The 17,392-nt window shown below is 36.3% G+C and carries 12 protein-coding genes, 3 tRNA genes and 2 rRNA genes; 6 read left to right on the plus strand and 11 right to left on the minus strand.

Features of this window, described 5'->3' with window-relative positions; all coding sequences use genetic code 11:
- From FHP05_RS10460 to FHP05_RS10475, 4 genes are all read left to right on the plus strand, one after another.
- Positions 1 to 101: ribosomal RNA gene (locus FHP05_RS10460) — 23S ribosomal RNA — on the plus strand; the annotation flags it as partial.
- 99 nt (positions 102 to 200) lie between these two features.
- A 5S ribosomal RNA gene (rrf, locus tag FHP05_RS10465) occupies positions 201 to 316 on the plus strand.
- An 80-nt stretch (positions 317 to 396) separates the two neighbouring features.
- Positions 397 to 471: transfer RNA gene (locus FHP05_RS10470), tRNA-Asn, on the plus strand.
- Between the two features lie 7 nt (positions 472 to 478).
- Positions 479 to 551: transfer RNA gene (locus tag FHP05_RS10475), tRNA-Thr, on the plus strand.
- A 212-nt stretch (positions 552 to 763) separates the two neighbouring features.
- Here the strand turns inward: FHP05_RS10475 and FHP05_RS10480 are convergent.
- From FHP05_RS10480 to selD, 7 genes are all read right to left on the minus strand, one after another.
- Complete coding sequence (locus FHP05_RS10480; protein ID WP_147668236.1) at positions 764 to 928, minus strand: tyrosine-type recombinase/integrase; 165 nt, start codon at positions 926 to 928, stop codon at positions 764 to 766.
- 12 nt (positions 929 to 940) lie between these two features.
- The gene (locus FHP05_RS10485; RefSeq protein ID WP_147668019.1) at positions 941 to 1,294 is read right to left on the minus strand and encodes a DUF2178 domain-containing protein; all 354 of its coding nucleotides are present in this window, start codon (positions 1,292 to 1,294) and stop codon (positions 941 to 943) included.
- A complete protein-coding gene (locus tag FHP05_RS10490) occupies positions 1,284 to 1,523 on the minus strand; it encodes a helix-turn-helix transcriptional regulator (protein WP_147668021.1) in 240 nt (79 codons plus the stop codon). Before FHP05_RS10490 ends, FHP05_RS10485 begins: the two co-directional genes overlap by 11 nt.
- Positions 1,524 to 2,057: 534 nt before the next feature.
- Positions 2,058 to 3,296: an MFS transporter gene (locus tag FHP05_RS10495; RefSeq protein WP_230973990.1), complete on the minus strand. Its 1,239-nt coding sequence runs from the start codon at positions 3,294 to 3,296 to the stop codon at positions 2,058 to 2,060.
- A 472-nt stretch (positions 3,297 to 3,768) separates the two neighbouring features.
- Complete coding sequence (locus tag FHP05_RS10500) at positions 3,769 to 4,302, minus strand: CueP family metal-binding protein (protein WP_147668025.1); 534 nt, start codon at positions 4,300 to 4,302, stop codon at positions 3,769 to 3,771.
- A gap of 219 nt (positions 4,303 to 4,521) precedes the next feature.
- Complete coding sequence (locus FHP05_RS15380; RefSeq protein ID WP_191126322.1) at positions 4,522 to 4,677, minus strand: hypothetical protein; 156 nt, start codon at positions 4,675 to 4,677, stop codon at positions 4,522 to 4,524.
- A 909-nt stretch (positions 4,678 to 5,586) separates the two neighbouring features.
- A complete protein-coding gene (selD, locus tag FHP05_RS10505; RefSeq protein ID WP_191126323.1) occupies positions 5,587 to 6,636 on the minus strand; it encodes a selenide, water dikinase SelD in 1,050 nt (349 codons plus the stop codon).
- 98 nt (positions 6,637 to 6,734) lie between these two features.
- Between selD and selA the strand changes: the two genes are divergently transcribed.
- Positions 6,735 to 8,135, plus strand: coding sequence for an L-seryl-tRNA(Sec) selenium transferase (selA, locus tag FHP05_RS10510; RefSeq protein ID WP_147668029.1), 1,401 nt, complete (start codon positions 6,735 to 6,737; stop codon positions 8,133 to 8,135).
- A gap of 33 nt (positions 8,136 to 8,168) precedes the next feature.
- Here the strand turns inward: selA and FHP05_RS10515 are convergent.
- Positions 8,169 to 8,265, minus strand: a tRNA-Sec gene (locus FHP05_RS10515).
- A gap of 68 nt (positions 8,266 to 8,333) precedes the next feature.
- Between FHP05_RS10515 and selB the strand changes: the two genes are divergently transcribed.
- Positions 8,334 to 10,202 (plus strand): selenocysteine-specific translation elongation factor, encoded by a 1,869-nt coding sequence (gene selB / locus FHP05_RS10520; protein WP_230973985.1) that lies wholly within the window; start codon positions 8,334 to 8,336, stop codon positions 10,200 to 10,202.
- Positions 10,203 to 10,412: 210 nt separating this feature from the next.
- On the opposite strand, the gene FHP05_RS10525 is transcribed toward selB, so the two are convergent.
- From FHP05_RS10525 to FHP05_RS10535, 3 genes are all read right to left on the minus strand, one after another.
- Positions 10,413 to 11,393, minus strand: coding sequence for a lactate/malate family dehydrogenase (locus tag FHP05_RS10525; RefSeq protein ID WP_147668031.1), 981 nt, complete (start codon positions 11,391 to 11,393; stop codon positions 10,413 to 10,415).
- A gap of 408 nt (positions 11,394 to 11,801) precedes the next feature.
- Entirely contained in the window at positions 11,802 to 14,822 is a 3,021-nt protein-coding gene (locus tag FHP05_RS10530) for an efflux RND transporter permease subunit (protein WP_191126324.1), read from the minus strand.
- Positions 14,823 to 15,126: 304 nt separating this feature from the next.
- Positions 15,127 to 17,202: a catalase gene (locus tag FHP05_RS10535; protein WP_147668035.1), complete on the minus strand. Its 2,076-nt coding sequence runs from the start codon at positions 17,200 to 17,202 to the stop codon at positions 15,127 to 15,129.
- Between the last annotated feature and the right edge of the window lie 190 nt (positions 17,203 to 17,392).

Below are 17,392 nucleotides of genomic sequence, written 5' to 3' on the forward strand. Positions count from 1 at the left end.
GTGAGTAAGATCCCTCAGAGACGATGAGGTTGATAGGTCCGAGGTGGAAGCGTGGTGACACGTGGAGCTGACGGATACTAATTGATCGAGGACTTGACTAGATACATTGTTATTGATAAATGGTACATTTCTTATTTGGTTTTCAAGGTATAATTCTTAAAAACCTTATAGTTAAATAAGTATTTACACAGACAAATTTGTCTGGTGACGACAGCGAAGAGGCCACACCTGTTCCCATACCGAACACAGAAGTTAAGCTCTTCAGCGCCGATGGTAGTTGGGGCATAGCCCCTGCAAGAGTAGGACGTTGCCGGGCATTTTTATTTGATTTTACATAAAACGTATGATAGTATATCTTTATACAATGATTCAAAAGAATAATTTCATTTCTATGATTCCACAGTAGCTCAGTGGTAGAGCAATCGGCTGTTAACCGATTGGTCGTAGGTTCGAATCCTACCTGTGGAGCCATTTTTATGCTTCCATAGCTCAGCAGGTAGAGCGCTTCCATGGTAAGGAAGAGGTCGCAGGTTCAAATCCTGTTGGAAGCTTATTGATGGAAGGCTTGTATCCCAAGGGGTACAGGCTTTTTTGTTTGTTTAAAATTATTATAATATAGCTTATTTTGTTGTCCTATTGTTGTCCAATTTAAAACAAAAGAAAAAACACCATATAAATATGATGTTTGAAATCGTTTGTCGGCGAACGATTTAATTTTTCCGACGTTGAAAATTTTATATATAATCTTCATCTAACATATCAGCTATTTTTTGATCTGCTTCTTCCAGGTAATACCGTATATATTCATGGTGGCTTTTATATTGGCATGTCCTAAACGTTTTGAAATGGAATGGATGTTTGCATCTTTATTAATTAAATAAGTTGCAGCAGTATGCCGTAAATCGTGAAAACGCACCTTTTCCTGTATATCAGTCTTTAATTAAGAAAAATCCTTTTTATATTGAACAGCTAGGTATATTCCTGAAGCGATAAATGCAATCCCATATTTAAATAAGAAGAAAATTTGCCACATATACTCTTTCGGGAAGATCAGGTCGCAAAATATTATTCCGAATAACATAATGACGAGACTTTTTGATTCTATTTGTTTTGTTCTTTCGTCAGCTTCGCCTATTTTTCTTAGAAATCCAAACAGTAGAATCAATCCAACTAAAAGCAATACAAAACCACTACCAAGAAGCATATTCCAATTACCAGGTGATGCTTCTGCCCAAGTTTTTAAAGGATCAAAGATAGCACTTGATATTTTGGATGAGAAAGATTCATTTTTCATTTAGATCATTTCCTTTCTTATAAGTAAAAATATCGTTCACATCTACGTTAAAGAAGTCAGCTATTCGAAAAGCTAAAATAAGAGAAGGAGAGTAATTATTTTTTTCCATAACATATATGGTTTGTTTAGATACTCCTACAGCATCAGCTAAGTCCTTTTGAGACAGCCTTTTTAAAACTCGATGTTCATAGACTTTATTTTCAATATAGTCCCTATTCCTTTTTTTCAAGATTAGCACCTTCCTTTTAAACTACACTTATATATTAAATTAATATTTGATAAAAGTAAAGTAAACTTATACAAAATAAATAATAAATTAGATTAGACCCTGAATTATTAGAATCTAATTTTATTTCTTTCGCTCATGTTACTTGGTTCATTTAATATTTACACAATTATTCAGACATGACCCTTTTCCTTCTGTATATACAATAATAGATAAACTTTTATTGATTACATGTAACTGCTCCCTGTTTTAGTTTGAGTGACGAGACAGTGGCGACTTCTTGGTTATAAGCCGCTATTTTTATCTATAAATGCCGACATTTTGACGGCAAATACGGTATTATTAAGTTTCTTTGTCAAAAGACGTTGATGACGAATGAAAGAAGCAACGCCGAATTATCAGCATTGCTCTTCATAGTTTGTCGGTTTTGTATTTTTATATCGTTTTCTGATTTTTATTTCCTTCGAACAGGAAGCCAAATTTCACTATAAGCATAATCTTTTTTATTCTCATCCATTTATGCATGGAGATTTTTTCTTAATTCGCCTGTCTTTCTTTCATCCGCCTCCAAATAATGATAGCAATTAATAAGATTGCCAAATATGTTCCGAGAAAGCCGAGCATTGCATAACTGGAATAGGCCACAATGATACCAGATAATAAACTACCAGCGGTTCCACCTAAGGCAACCCAAACATCAACAGATCCTTGTGTTTTTGCACGGATCCGCATATTTGTTGAATCCACGATAATCGCCGTTCCACTAATTAATCCGAAGTTCCAACCAATACCTAATAAGATGAGGGCAAATGCCATCCAAAATAGAGACTCGCCTGGTGCAAAAGCTGCCATTAATCCAGAAATTGCTAGTGTTATACCAGAAGCGACGACCATGACATGACGACCGATTGTATCAACTAATCGACCTGTCAAAATAGAAGGTAAGTACATTGCTGCAATATGTAACCCGATAACAATACCGACTGCTGTTAAGCCAGTACCATGTTCCTGCATATGAATGGGCGTCATTGTCATAATTGCGACCATCACAACATGTGAAAGCACAAGTACAAGTGCACCTACAATAATTCCGACGCGGTTGATTGCGGATTGTCCCCCTTGATTTGCTTCTTGTACCATATTATTTGTCTGTTTTTCTTGTTCCTCAGCAATTGCCTTCGCTACTAAAAATGGATCTGGTCGTAAATAAATGAATAATGTCAGACCAGCTAAAATGTATGCTGCTGCCGCTAATATAAACGGCCCTGCTAATGGAGGAATACCAATTGCCACTGCGACATTTCCCATAGGTGTTATTAGATTGGGACCTGCCACTGCTCCTAGCGTTGTTGAAACCATGGCGATACTTACTGCTGTTGCTCGTTGTTTTTCACTTGCCAAATCAGCACCTGCATATCTTGCCTGTAAATTAGTAGAGGTACCGGCTCCATAGACAAATAATGCAAAAAAGAGGAGCCAAATATTGTTGATAGCAGCTGCAACGATGACACCAATTGCTCCTATCCCACCAGCAATAAAACCTAAAGACAATCCTTGGCGCCGACCAAAATGCTGTGAAAGTCGTCCTACTAAGAATGCGGATAAAGCAGATCCAAGTGTAAATAAAGCGGCTGGGAGTCCTGCATAACTTGTCGTCCCTAACATGTCTTGGGCAATTAATGCACCAACGGTAATTCCTGCCGCAAGCCCAGCTCCACCAAAGATTTGTGATATCACTACAACAATCAGTGTCCGTTTATATAATTTTTCTTGCATTTCTGTAGAATGTATATATTTCGCAAACGTTGGCGAACTATTTCCACGCACCATAATCTCCCCCAACAATTCAATGAAGTTATATAACCAATTTATCCTATTTCAACATAGAATCATATGTATTTGCTTACTATATGGGGATTACTTTCATTTTTGATGATAGTTCATCTCTACCATACGGAACCCGGGGGATGGAGTCATTTTTTGATATTGAAAAGTGTAATTACCACGACTCAGCGCATGATTTTGGACCAGAAGATAATAAACATGTTATTGAAGATTCCTTTTTTCTTTTTGTATGTACGAATCTTCCTTTTACTTAAATGAGCCTTTTCACCTAAACAATTCGTACGAATCACCGATAAATAAAGATGGATTATAGAGGCCCTTTGAGTACATTAGTAATGTTTAAGTTAATAGGTAATTTCCTTCATAAGAAAAGCACCTATTTTAAGGTGCTTGTTCGTTCTATCTATGATAATTGCATTGTCGTAATACATGTGCCATCGTCTTGAAAAGTAGAGATTTCTGATTCCACTTCTTTTCCTTCATGTGTGATTTTTACACGAAAAGCTTTATCACGTGGGAGCCATAAATCAATAAATCCGTTTTCAAGGGATTGCTTCGTTTCATCAAGTACGATATTTCCTTCTGTGTCTTCAATATAAATATCAAAGTCTTGATTAATCATTTCTCCCTGACAACCTGTTAAGCTATGATTTGTGCATGGATGGGTTTCATTGACAAAAGGAGCAATGGAAACAAAAAACTCATCCTCAGGCAATTCATAAACTGTCTCTTTTTCTTTATCATCTGTCACAATAAGTTGTGTGGAAGTGATAGAAGCCGATTCGTCCTCGATATTCCCTACACTATAATCATGCACTAATTCTTTAATATCTTTTACATCATTGTCTTTTGCTGTGGATTCTTCGTTGGTATTACCATTACAACCGATTAACAAAACAGAGGCTATTAAAGCAATGATAGCCATTTTTAATTTCATAAAAATCAACTCCATTTTATATTTCTAATTTGTATTATACCATTACTTTTCGAAAAAATATTTAATTAGTAAAATCCAACATCTATATATAAAAAATATAATCATTTGACGAGCTTGATAGAGAATCAGTAGAATATTTTTTTGTTTTTTTCAATACAAAAAAGCTGCACAAAAAAATGTGCAGCTTTAACAAATAACATGTTCACGCAGAGGTTAGACTTATACTAGTTTATATTCACCAAAACCGAATACGCTTTTTACAAAATCTAACTTAGAGTTTTCGAAATATGTTGCTTGACCTTTGTCAACAGCAAACTTTATACCATCAACTTCTGTAACGGAATCATTAGGGTTCGTTGACTCTACCAGAGCCAATTGTAGTCTTGGGCCCCCTCATCCAAAACCCATATTAATGCGAATGTAAGATTCTTTCATTTCTGGTGACAGATCTTTTAATTCTTCTTTAATTCGTTCGATTGCTGCTTCTGTAACTTGAATCATCAAATATACCACCTTTCTGTTATGAATTAATTGTATTTGTTTTTCGTATTAAGAGCATATTTATGATGTTATAGTGTATGAATCATCATCGTATTTATGATTTAGTCTTTTCCCATAGCAACAGTCTTATCCTTGTGAAAAATGTCTTATAGGAATAACTTTGAAATTAAAATGACGACTCCTACCAGGAGCCAAATAAGTACCCCAGGTCATATCGGAGGAAATTTCCTTTGCGAGGGGTCCTTCTTATTAATCCCTCATCCTCCATTAAGATTACAATCTTTTTTATTCTCTTCCACCTTCATCACGCTCCTAATACACCATATTCCTAGATAAAGATAATACATATAGGGCTATGAGTATTATAAGATGTAAAAAAATATTGGTCAACTAATTGATTCCCAAATTTTATTCATTCCCATTTTTCGCATAAAACCTGGAATCGGTCATGATTAACTTTTTTTGTCCCCGTTTTCCCTACGAAACATGGAAATGGTTATGATTAACTTATATTCGTTCCCACTTTCACGCAAAATCTTGGAAACAGTCACGAATAGCAGTTATTCATTCCCATTTTTCGTATAAAATCTGGAAATGGTTATGATTAACTTATATTCGTTCCTACTTTCACGCAAAATCTTGGAAATAGGAACGAATAGCAGTTATTTGTTCCCGTTTTTATAAAAAATCATGAATACGGGCACTTAGCATATTCATCTTTCACTTTAGTCAGTCATAAAGATGATTCAATCGCAATTCTAGTGATCAAAGGTGTAAAGGGAGTTATTCGTTGACATAGATTGCTTTTTCTTTCTTCTTAATTACTTCTCCGATTATACTTGCCTGGATAGAATGTTGCTTTCTAAGATGGTGAATAAATGCATCTGCTTCTTGCTTTGGTAAACTTATCAGTAATCCACCAGATGTTATCGCGTCGCATAAGATAACTTGCTCGACAACTGAGATGTTTTCTCCATATTCAACAACATCTTCTAACCAACGATGATTTTCCCATGAACCTGCGGGGATGACCTTTTCTTCAGCAAGTTCTTTCGTTCCAGGCAAAATTGGGATATGTTTATGATCAATAACGAAGCTGACATCGCTCTCTCTTGCCATTTCATATGCGTGTCCGAGTAGTCCGAACCCAGTTATATCTGTTACAGCGTTTGGGTGGAATTTTTTCAAGCTTTCGGCAGCATATTTATTTAATGTACACATGACTTCTGTAACTTGGTCAATTATTTCCTTTGGTAGAAGACCTCGTTTTATTGCTGTAGTGAGAATTCCGACTCCGATAGGCTTTGTTAGTAAAAGGGTATCACCAGGTTGTGCACCACTATTTTTAAAAAATTCATTTGGATGAACAATACCTGTGACAGAGAGGCCGAATTTAGGTTCACGGTCATCGATAGAATGACCACCAACTACATGTGCACCTGCTTCTTTCACTTTATCACTGGAGCCTTGTAAAATCTTTGCTAATACATCAGGGCCAAGTTCATTAATCGGATATGCGACAATATTTAACACGGTTTTGGGCGATCCTCCCATGGCATACACATCACTTAGTGAATTGGCAGCCGCAATTTGGCCAAATTTGTAAGGATCATCTACTATAGGGGTAAAAAAATCAACAGTTTGTATCAGCGCGATGTCATCTGTCAGTTTATACACACTGCCATCATCCGCATGATCTAACCCAACAATTAAGTTAGGGTCACTACTTTCTTTAGGTAAATAACGCAAAACTTGCGCTAGGTCTCGTGGACCGATTTTGCATCCTCATCCAGCTTTTGTAGACAACGCTGTTAGTTTAAGTTGATCTGCCATAATGATACCCCCCTTTGTATAATAAAAATAAATATGTCATAATAAAAGTATAGTTTGTCTGATTGAAAAAAGCGAATAAACGAATTTGGATGGTGTACATGATGAACATACTTCGCCATTTACCAGCTATTCATCAATTAAAAGCACATGCACGTTTTTCTCAAATAGCTTTAAAACTACAAATTTCTGAAGATGTGCTTACTGAATGGCTGCATGAACAAGTGGACATGATTAGAAATAAAATAAGAAACAAGGAATTAACGGATGAAACATTAGATAGAAATAAATTAATGGAGCTTATTATGGATGAGCTTGAGAAAAAAGCACTTAGACTTTATGAAGATAATTTACAGAGGGTAATCAATGCCACTGGTGTTGTTTTACATACGAATCTTGGCAGGGCACGTTTGAGTAAACAGGCGATCAATCAGATTACCAATATAGCTTCTTCCTATTCTACCCTTGAGTATAATTTGTCAACTGGTAAACGGGGATCAAGACATGATATTGTAGAGGATTACTTGAAACAAATAACAGGTGCTGAAGCAGCGATGGTTGTAAATAATAATGCGGCTGCTGTCTATTTAGTTCTAAAAGCGATTGCTACTGATAAGGAGGTTATTGTTTCTAGAGGGGAGCTCATTGAAATTGGTGGTTCTTTTCGAATTTCTGAAGTTATGGAAGAAAGTGGAGCAACATTAGTAGAGGTAGGAACAACCAATAAGACGTATGCAAGTGACTTTGAAAAGGCAATAACAGAAGATACAGCATTACTAATGAAAGTTCACAAGAGTAATTTTTCATTAGTTGGATTTACGAAAGATGTGGATACAGATGATTTGGTTGAGATAGCAAGGAAACAACATATCCCTATTTATGAAGATCTCGGTAGTGGGACATTATTTAATTTTAAAAATGAGCAAATCGGCACAGAACCAACTGTTCAGGAGAAAATAAAAACAGGGATTGACATTATTTCTTTTAGTGGGGATAAACTACTCGGAGGACCGCAAGCAGGGGTCATTGTAGGGAAAAAATGCTTTATTGACAAAATGAAGAAAGATCAGCTTGCAAGAGTTCTACGAGTCGATAAATTCACCTTGGCTGGACTGGAAGGAACATTAAAATCCTATTTAAAAGGCCAAGAAAAACAGGAGATTCCGACTGTTCGTGATATTATAGAACCGCGTGAATCTGTATTAGAAAAGGCAAATGTGTTTATAGAAAAGATGAGATCGAGTGATACAGGTTTTGTCTTTTCTATAGATCTTGGTAAGTCCAAAGTTGGTGGTGGAACGATGCCTGATGTAGAGATTGATACTTATGTGGTGAAAGTAAAACATAATCAATATACAAGTGCGGAACTAGCTGAAAAACTGCGATATTATAAAATACCTATCATTGTTAGAGTGAAGAACGAAGAAGTAATACTTGATTTTAGGACGGTTCATGGTGATGAATTGGATGTAGTCATAGAGGCATTTTTGCAAATGCAATAAGAAAGGGAAGGTTATACCACTTTTTAATAGAATTGGCGGGATCGTGTGGGAATCGAACCCACCGAAGACGACACGCGCCTCCCAGTTGGTTTTGAAGACCAAGGAGAACACCAGTACCTCATCCGACCCCGTGTAAGTATAAAAAGTGCTAAAACTATTATATAACTATATTAACTTTTTAAGCAAGAGGTGAGCTTTTTGAGTAATTATTTCACCATAGGAATGGCAGGACATATTGATCATGGAAAGACGGCTTTAACAAAAGCATTAACAGGAATACAAACAGATCGATTAAAAGAAGAAAAAGAAAGAAATATCTCAATAGAGCCTGGATTTGCTCCATTTATTCAGGAAGATGAACTTGAAGTATCCATTATTGATGTACCAGGACATGAAAATTTTATCCGACAAATGATTGCAGGTGTGGCTGGGATTGATATGGTACTACTGGTTATTGCAGCAGATGAGGGAATCATGCCACAAACAAAGGAACACTTGGATATCCTTACATTATTAGGAATTAAAAATGGATTTGTCATCATTACAAAAGTCAATCAAGCTGAACAAGAATTGCTTGAAATTGTTCTAGATGATGTTAAAGAAAATATAAAACAAACCTTCCTAGAAGATGCTCCGGTTTATTTTGTGGATAGTCTATCTATGAAAGGTATCCCTGAATTAAAAGCCGCTTTACGAGAGAAGTTGCTAAATATCACCAAAGAGGAAAAAATAGCTTCCTTTCGTTTACCTATTGATCAAGTTTTTACTGTGAAAGGTCAAGGAGTTGTCGTGCGTGGCACAATTTATGATGGAGAGGTAAGACAAGGAGAGCGTTTAAAACTACTACCAATTAATAAGGAAGTACGTGTGAGACAAATTCAGAGGCATCATAAACAAAAAACGGTTGCTTCAGAAGGTCAGCGTACAGCAATCAATCTAGGGGGAATTTCTTATGAAGAAGTTTCCAGAGGTGATGTTCTCGTAGCGGATGACTTTTTTTCTGTTTCTGATCGGATCGATATAGTGTTTAATCCATTAAAAGATGTGAAATATAAAATAAAACAGCGACAGCCAGTTAAAATCCATATTGGAACAGCAGAGGTTATGGGGAAAATTATTTTTTTCGATCGGAATGAAATTAATATAGGAGAATCTGGAGAAATACTTTGTCAACTTCAATTGAGTGAAGAAGTTGTTGTAACTAGGGGGGATCGGTTTATTGTAAGAAGACCGACTCCAATTGAAACCCTTGGTGGTGGCTGGGTGATTGAGCCAAATGCGACAAAACATCGCTTCGGAAAACAAACGATGGAACAGCTATCCCTTAAAAAAGAAGGATCAGCGAAGGACCGGATTCTGTCCTTGATAAAGGAAAGTGCTATGTTAACCCATGCTGAAATATTAAAACAAGCTGCAATTTCTGAAAAGGAATTAATGGAAGTTAAAGACAATTTATTGGAAGTGGATAGAGAAATCTATACCCTTCCTTCTGTATTTAAGCATGTGAAGGATAAAATAACTCTTTTAATAGAGAACTTTCATAAACAATTTCCAATGCGTACTGGAATAAATAAGGCGGGAATTCTATCTGAATTAAATCAGTATCCTGTAAAGTTAATTGAATTCACTTTAGAAGAATTAGGAAATAAAGAATTGATTAAGAATACCGACCAATATATTTCATTGTATGATGTAACACCTTCACTGCCATCCGAATGGAAGAAGCGACTAGAACAGGTGGAGAAGGAATTAATTATGCAAGGTACAGAAACGGAAAAATGGGCTGACCTGATGAATAAGCATAAAATTCCTTCAGATATTCAACATGAATTTTATTATTTTTTAATTAACACACAAAGAGCACATATATTTGATGATGATAGACTTATATCCAAAACAGCAACAAATCAAGCTGTTAGAAAGCTAGAAGAGCATACCAGTTTTGAGGATTTCAACCTGCAAACTGCAAGAGAGGTTTTACAATTGACTCGGAAAAATTTAGTTCCTTTACTGGAATTATTTGATACTTTGGGATATACAAATAGAGTAGGAAATTCTAGAACTTGAATGAAGAAAGAATAGGATAGTTTCCATACTATAAGATGGCTAGATTGCACTGTCATTTAGTAAATCGCATGAAAAGGAAAAATTAAAAATAACAAAAACCAACTTTCCAAAGGTGGCGACCCCCAAAAGTTAGTTTTTCAACTCTAACTTTTGGGTCAGGTCCAAATCAAGCAAGTTGGTTTTTGTATTTTGGTTAAGAAAAGCTAGGCTCTACTTTATATATCCTTTTCCGGTTTCAGCAACTTTCATCGTTTCCTGAATATACTTTGCTGATTTATGTAGTAGTTCTAATTCTCTCTCATCTAATTCTATTTCCAGTTGTTTCTCTACACCATTTCGTCCAATAATGCATGGCATGCTCAAAGCGACATCTCCATGATAGCCGTATTGTCCTTGTAAGGTGGTGGAGACAGGGTGAACACTCTTTTCATTAAGTAGGACGGCTTTCGTTAACGTGATTGCCGATTGGGCGACACCAGCATTTGTCCAGCCTTTTCCGTTTAAGACATCATAAGCAGATTTCACTACTTTTTGACCAAATTTTTCCCTATCTAAAGGTTCCTTTCCTACAAAAATGCTGTCTAATTCTTCTTCGCCAAAACCTTGCACATTTAACCGGCTAAAAACTGGAAAAGCAGTAAGTCCATGTTCGCCCATCATATATCCGGTTACACTTTTAGGGTCGATATTGTAATTATTAGCGACAACATGACGTAAACGTGCTGAATCTAACATCGTTCCTGTTCCGAAGATGTGTCCTCTTGGATAATTAAATTCATTTTCTGCAATATAAACTACAGTATCTAATGGATTTGTAATGAAAATGATAATCGCTTCTTTAGTGTATTCAGTAATGCCCTCCATCACTTCACGAACTACTTTCCCATTTTCCATTGCAAGCATGGCCCGATCTGGGGTTTCGTTGTCTTCTGTCTTTATTATACTCGGTCCTGCTGCACAAATAATCACATCAGCATCTGCACAATCCGCATAATCTCCTGCGTATACATCAATATTCGTCATATAGGGAAGGGCGGTGGCATGTGCCTGGTCTAAAGCCTCACCAAATGCAATGTCTTTATCCTTATCAATTACGACAATTTCTGAAAAAAGCCCAATCTTCATGGCATCAGCTAATACGTAAGAGCCAACATGTCCAACTCCGATAACAGCTAATTTGTTTGTTTTCATTTCTTTTCCTCCATTCATTTATCATGCAATATTTTTACGAATACTTCCTCTAAAGTAACACTCAGCTTGTAAATATGTATGAATAAGCTCTATTGAGGTAAGATTTTACCTGAGCATCTTATTTATATATTTTATCATAATAGATGGACTATTCGATAATGTGGATATCTATACTATCTCTTTAAGAAAGATATTTAACGGAATTAAGCAAAGTAAAGGTGATAGATAAGAAGGAAAAAATTGGATAAGAAGAATTGGTCCGTTTTAATAGGTGCTACCGAAAAAGTAAAGTCTCGATAAAGTAAAAAAAGGTTGGCAAATGAGTGGGAATCGTTAATTGACGTCATTTTCATTCAACAAAAAAGTGACACCCCCATGAATGTCACTTTTTAATCTGCCTTATCTATTTTAAGCAGGTTGTTGGCTGTCTTTCTTCCTTTTTCCTTTAGGTTTTCTAGAGAACAACCGGAATACAGCTGGAATTAGTATAAGTGTAATCAATGTTGAAAACAATAAGCCTGAGATAATAACGGTTGCTAGTGGTGCCTGGTAATTAGCTGATTGTCCGGATGCTAGTGCTAATGGGAGCATTCCCCCAGCTGTTGTGAATGTTGTCATGAAAATCGGACGAATTCTATCTTTGCCAGCACCTAGCAATGCCTCTGTAGTTGATTTTCCTTTAATTCGTAATTGGTTGGCGCGATCAATTAACAAAATAGCATTGTTTAACACAATTCCAACTAACATAATAATTCCCATTCCAGACATCATATTTAATTCCATTTGCGTAAGGAATAGTCCCAAAATGACCCCGATTAATGTTACTGGAATAATCGCCATAACGATCAAGGGTTGACCAAAATGGTTAAATTGGACAGCCATGACGAAGTATACTAAAAGTATGGAGAGGATAAAAACAAAGCTTAGATCCATCATTAGATCCTGTTGCTCTTCTAAATCTCCTCCTAGACTGATGGTATATCCTGCTTCTGTATCGATGTCTTTTATTGTATTTTGTACTTCACGGTTGATGGCTCCTAAATCTTTTCCTTCTGTATCAGCAAGTACAGATATATATCGCTTTCCATTTTGATGTGAAATGGTTTCTGGTACTTTTTCAGTGTCAAGTGTAATGAATGAAGCAAGTTTCTTTTCACCATCGGTTGTTGGTATTTTCAAATCAAGTACAGACTTTTTACTGTCTATTTTCTCTTTCCACATGGCAAGCATTGGAATTTTTTCATTTTGCTCTGTTGTTAGTTCACCAAGTGGTATTTCTGTAAATGCAATATCAAGCCGGTATTTGACATCTGTTGGGTTTAGCCCTGCCTCTTCTATGGCATCGATTTCTAGTGAAAGGTATTCCACATTGGACAATTGATCCATATCTGTATTGATACCAACAATGCCCTCTATTTCTTCTAATTTTTCCGTCGCTTGATCTGAAAGCTCTTTAAGCTTAGTAAAGTCTTCACCATTAATTTGTAATTGGACAGGATATTGCGACTGGCCATTCATGATACTTTGTACAGAGAGAATGGGTTCGTGTTTTTCTAATGCTCGTAATTTTTGCATGATTTTATCGGTTACTTTTTCTTGTTCTTGGTGGATATCTTCTCCTTTTGTCATCTTGATAATGGCAATAAAAAAGTCGCCTTGGTCTAAGAGATAATTGGTGTCAACATCTTTAATTGTTTGTAGTTCTTTATTAATCTTTTTGGCAAGTTCCTCCTTTTCTTTACTCGGAATATGATCCAATTCAATCATGATTTCGGTATAGCGTTGGAACATTTCCGGCATGGTGTTCATTGGAATTTTCGCCACGAGTGCAATCGAAATACCAAAAAGAACAACAAATACGCTAATCAATGCCAGGGAACGTCTTTTTTTCTCAATAATCCAACCGACTGTTTTTTCGTAAATATCCAGCAGCCAGTTTCCTATCTTACTTTCCTTTTCTTTACGCTTTCGTACTTTCATAAACTTCTCGGCAAGGGTAGGAATTAGTGTAAAAGCGACTATAACCGAGCTAATTAATGTGATAGCGACTGTCATGGATAAGATGATTATATATTTTCCTATATCGCCACCGATAAGTCCGATGGGTACAAAGACGACGATTGTCGTGAGCATGGAAGCGATGATTGCAGTTGCTACTTCTTTTGATCCAGTCAGAACAGCATCTACACTAGGTAACCCATCTTTTTTCTTGCGGAAAATGGATTCTAATATAACGATGGAAGCATCTACCATCATTCCAATTCCTAGCCCAAGTCCGATTAATGTTAACATATTTAAACTATAATCTAAGAGCCAGATAGAGAGAATAGTTAGTAAAATGGATGTTGGTATGGATAAACCGATGATGAATGTTGCTCTAAAGTTTTGTAACATCAGTAATAAAACGGCAATTGCAATGGCCCCACCAATCAATATATTCATCGATACATCATCTATCGCATGTTTTACGAAGTCACCATGTGCAAGGAGCTCATTTATTGAAAAGTCACTATTATGTCCACTAGCACGTATTGCATCAATCTCCTTACGCACCGCATTTGCCATGTCAATTTGATTGACATTCGATGCCCTTCCAATTTGGATAAAAACAAAATCCTTCTTCCCGTCTTTCCATACGAAAGTTTTGTCTTGAGTTTCGTTCCGTGTGATATCTGCAATTTTCTCTAAATGTATTTCTCCAGATTCAGTTGGGATGTTTAGTTGTTTTAAATCATCGATATTTGTAAGTGGTGTCTGCCATCTCAGCGATGGGCTTGTTGCTTCTGATTTCAGTTCCCCAAGTGTGATATCTGTGTTCATTTGTTGGATAAGTTCGGTTACTTGAGTCATATGTAACCCGTGTTTATTCATTTCCTTTTGTTTGAAGTTAATATCTATGGAGGGTTGTATCATACCAGTAAGTTCTACTTGATCTACTTCTGGAAGTTCTTCTAGGCGGGGTTTTATGATTTCTTTAGCAAAAGTGGACATTTCCTTCATATCGCCACCAGAAATATCAAGAAAAAATTCATACTCCGATTCTCCACCCAATTGAGCTACATACGTATTGGTAATATCGGGTATACCACTGGCAAAGGCATTCGCTAGAGTATCTATTTCTCTTGTCAATTCACCCCCACGATTACGTTCAAATGTTACGATAATGGTACTTGCTCCAGGGCTTGTTGTGGAGTCTGTTTTCTTTACTCCTTTTATTCCATCAATTCTTTGTTCTAATGGGGTGGTGACTTCTTTTTCTACCTCAAGAGAATTCATATCTCCTGCATCTAATGTAACAATTGCCATGTCAAGCCCTACACTTGGGTTCAGTTCTTTATCTAATTTAGATAAGGCATATCCCCCAAGTACCATAATGATGATCATCGTCAAAATAATCATTACTTTTCTTTTTAAAATGAATTTCAGCAATGCAGTAATCATCCTCTCTAAAATTAGTAATCAGGTCAATTGTATGTACGTTCTCGTATAACATTCCAAGATTTAAAAAATACTGAATCAAATTATATGATGTGTAAACAAGAGGGAGTATATATGGTGTAGTGGAAGTTCTAAGGAATTATAAAACGTATCATTACCAGACCTATTTTACTTACGTGTAAAGTTTATATAGGTTTCAATTTTAGTGAAAATATATATTTTTCAAAAAATTATACCCATTAATATAAAAAAGTCGTCTGATTTACTCAGACAACTTTTTGAAAATCTCATGATTTTATCGTCTGTCCCAAAAGCGTTGCTGGGCAATGGCCTTGACAAACTCTTTCCCAAAGTTTGGGTTGTTTTTGGCAAAAACCACTCCGGCTAAGTTGTTTGCATCAGATGGTTGGATATACAAATCAGCTGTTGTTGCAATACCAATTGGTTTATAGTGTTTATATGCCTCATTTAGGAAATTTAGGATATTAGAGCGGATTTTTCCTTCGCTTTCTGGACCTCCTCCAACAATATAGATGGAGTCATACAAGACTGGATAAGTCGAAATAAATGGTGTATCAACTTTGAGTTTTGTACCATCTGTTCCTGTGACCGTCCCCATATTTTCACTGATGATGTCCATAAAAACACCGTAGTGTTCTAATGTCTCTAGTGCATTTTTAACCTCTTGACCATTAAAACCGTCACCAATTAAGACAGCGACTTTTTGTGTATATGCATAATGTGGTGTGTTATGTGGATTAAGGGATGGGGAGCTTGCGGTTACTGGAACATTTGCTTTGGTTGGTGGTTTTACTCCTATGCTTTTGGCGATGGCTGTTGCCATTTCTTTATCCACATTGGCAAACATATCGACAACTTGCTGGCGTACAGATTTACTTTTTACATATCCAAGATGAAAATTAAATGTCTCTACAATAAGCTGTTTTTCAACAGGTGGCATACTATTCCAGAAAAGCCTTGGCTGTGAAAAGAAGTCAAAGAACGATTCACCTGGGCGCTCCCTTGTGATATGCCCATCTACTTCTTCAGGATAATGCGCATAACCACCTTTTTCTGGTGGTGTCTCTGAAGGTGTATTGTTTGCTAAAGAGTTTTTATGATAGTTAACGGAATCTACATCAATTCGATATTTGGAATAACTGTCTCTTAGATTATAGTTCGTTTCTACAATTGGCTTATTAACCGGTATTTCATTAATATTTCCTGTACCAAGTCGGTGATAATCTGTATCTCGATAGGCAAATGATCTACCTTGTAAGACGGGGTCATTTGTAAAGCCGATTCCTGGGACAACGGTTGATGGATCAAAGGAAGCCTGCTCTTCTTCAGCAAAATGATTATCGACCAATCTATTCAATGTCATTTTACCGATGATTTCCACTGGTATAACTTCTTCTGGCCACAGCTTTGTATCATCTAAAATATCAAAGTCATACTTGAATTCATCTTCTTCTTCAATTAGTTGCACACCTAATTCATATTCTGGATAAGCCCCCTTCCTAATTGCCTCATGTAAGTCACGTCGGTGGAAGTCTGGATCAACCCCTCCGATAATATTTGCTTCGTCTAATAATAATGAATGGACACCAAGTACAGGCTTCCATACAAATCGAACAAAAGTTGATTTACCTTGCTCATTAAGAAAACGGAATGTATTGACTGGCCAAGCTTCCATCATTCGCCAGCTTTTTGGCCGGCCGCGACTGGACATTAGCCACATAATAAAATGCGCAATTTCTTGGTTATTGGCGACATAATCCCATGCATTATCATGTGCAACAGTAGCTTGCGGGACAGCTGTTCTCGGATTTGGCTTCACTGCATGCACAAAATCGGCAAATTTCATTGCATCCATAACAGAGAAGACAGCAAAGGAAAGTGCCAGCATGTCATAATTTCCTTCTTGTGTGTAAAATTTAGTTGCGAAACCACGTATATCGATAGCCGTATCCTTAGATCCCTTACTTCCGATGAAGTTGGAAAATCGAACGAATACAGGTGTTTTGGTACCAGGTTCCTGCAAAAAATGAGCTCTTGTGACATGATTCATAGATTTATATAATTCAAATTCCCCATATGCCCCGTCGCCTCTTGCATGAACTACCTTTTCGGGTATTCTCTCTCGATTAAAATGTGATTGCTTTTTATAAAAATGAAAATCCTGAAATAATGCTGGCCCTCGCCTTCCTGCTCGTAACGACCATCGATCATTGGAAATTTTCATTCCAGCATCACTGGTCATTTTCTCGCCAGGGCCCGTGTTTTTTTCATAGTATTTTTCTAACTGCTCCTCTTTCTCATCTTCATTAATATTCTTTTGATGTCTCGACGATGATTTATCTTTATCCATATAATCACCCATCCTAGTTGTTTTTTAAACTCCATTTATATACTTATGATTGATTTAGGAATTTAGAACATTATGTTTCAAAAAATGGATGATGGTACACATTTCTTCTTGAAAATAATATAGGAAGGGAAAAATAAACTTGTTATAAAATAATGAACAACTATTATAAGTCCCGTCCTTTTTTAGGATA

Origin of the sequence: Cerasibacillus terrae (assembly GCF_008039555.1) — a bacterium.
Lineage (GTDB): Bacteria > Bacillota > Bacilli > Bacillales > Amphibacillaceae > Cerasibacillus > Cerasibacillus terrae.

Coding starts and splice junctions, on each gene's coding strand:
- FHP05_RS10525 (WP_147668031.1), bottom strand. CDS start 11,393: ATGAAAACAAACAAATTAGCTGTTATCGGAGTTGGACATGTTGGCTCT.
- FHP05_RS10495 (WP_230973990.1), bottom strand. CDS start 3,296: ATGCAAGAAAAATTATATAAACGGACACTGATTGTTGTAGTGATATCA.
- FHP05_RS10485 (WP_147668019.1), bottom strand. CDS start 1,294: ATGAAAAATGAATCTTTCTCATCCAAAATATCAAGTGCTATCTTTGAT.
- FHP05_RS10500 (WP_147668025.1), bottom strand. CDS start 4,302: ATGAAATTAAAAATGGCTATCATTGCTTTAATAGCCTCTGTTTTGTTA.
- selA (WP_147668029.1), top strand. CDS start 6,735: ATGATGAACATACTTCGCCATTTACCAGCTATTCATCAATTAAAAGCA.
- FHP05_RS10535 (WP_147668035.1), bottom strand. CDS start 17,202: ATGGATAAAGATAAATCATCGTCGAGACATCAAAAGAATATTAATGAA.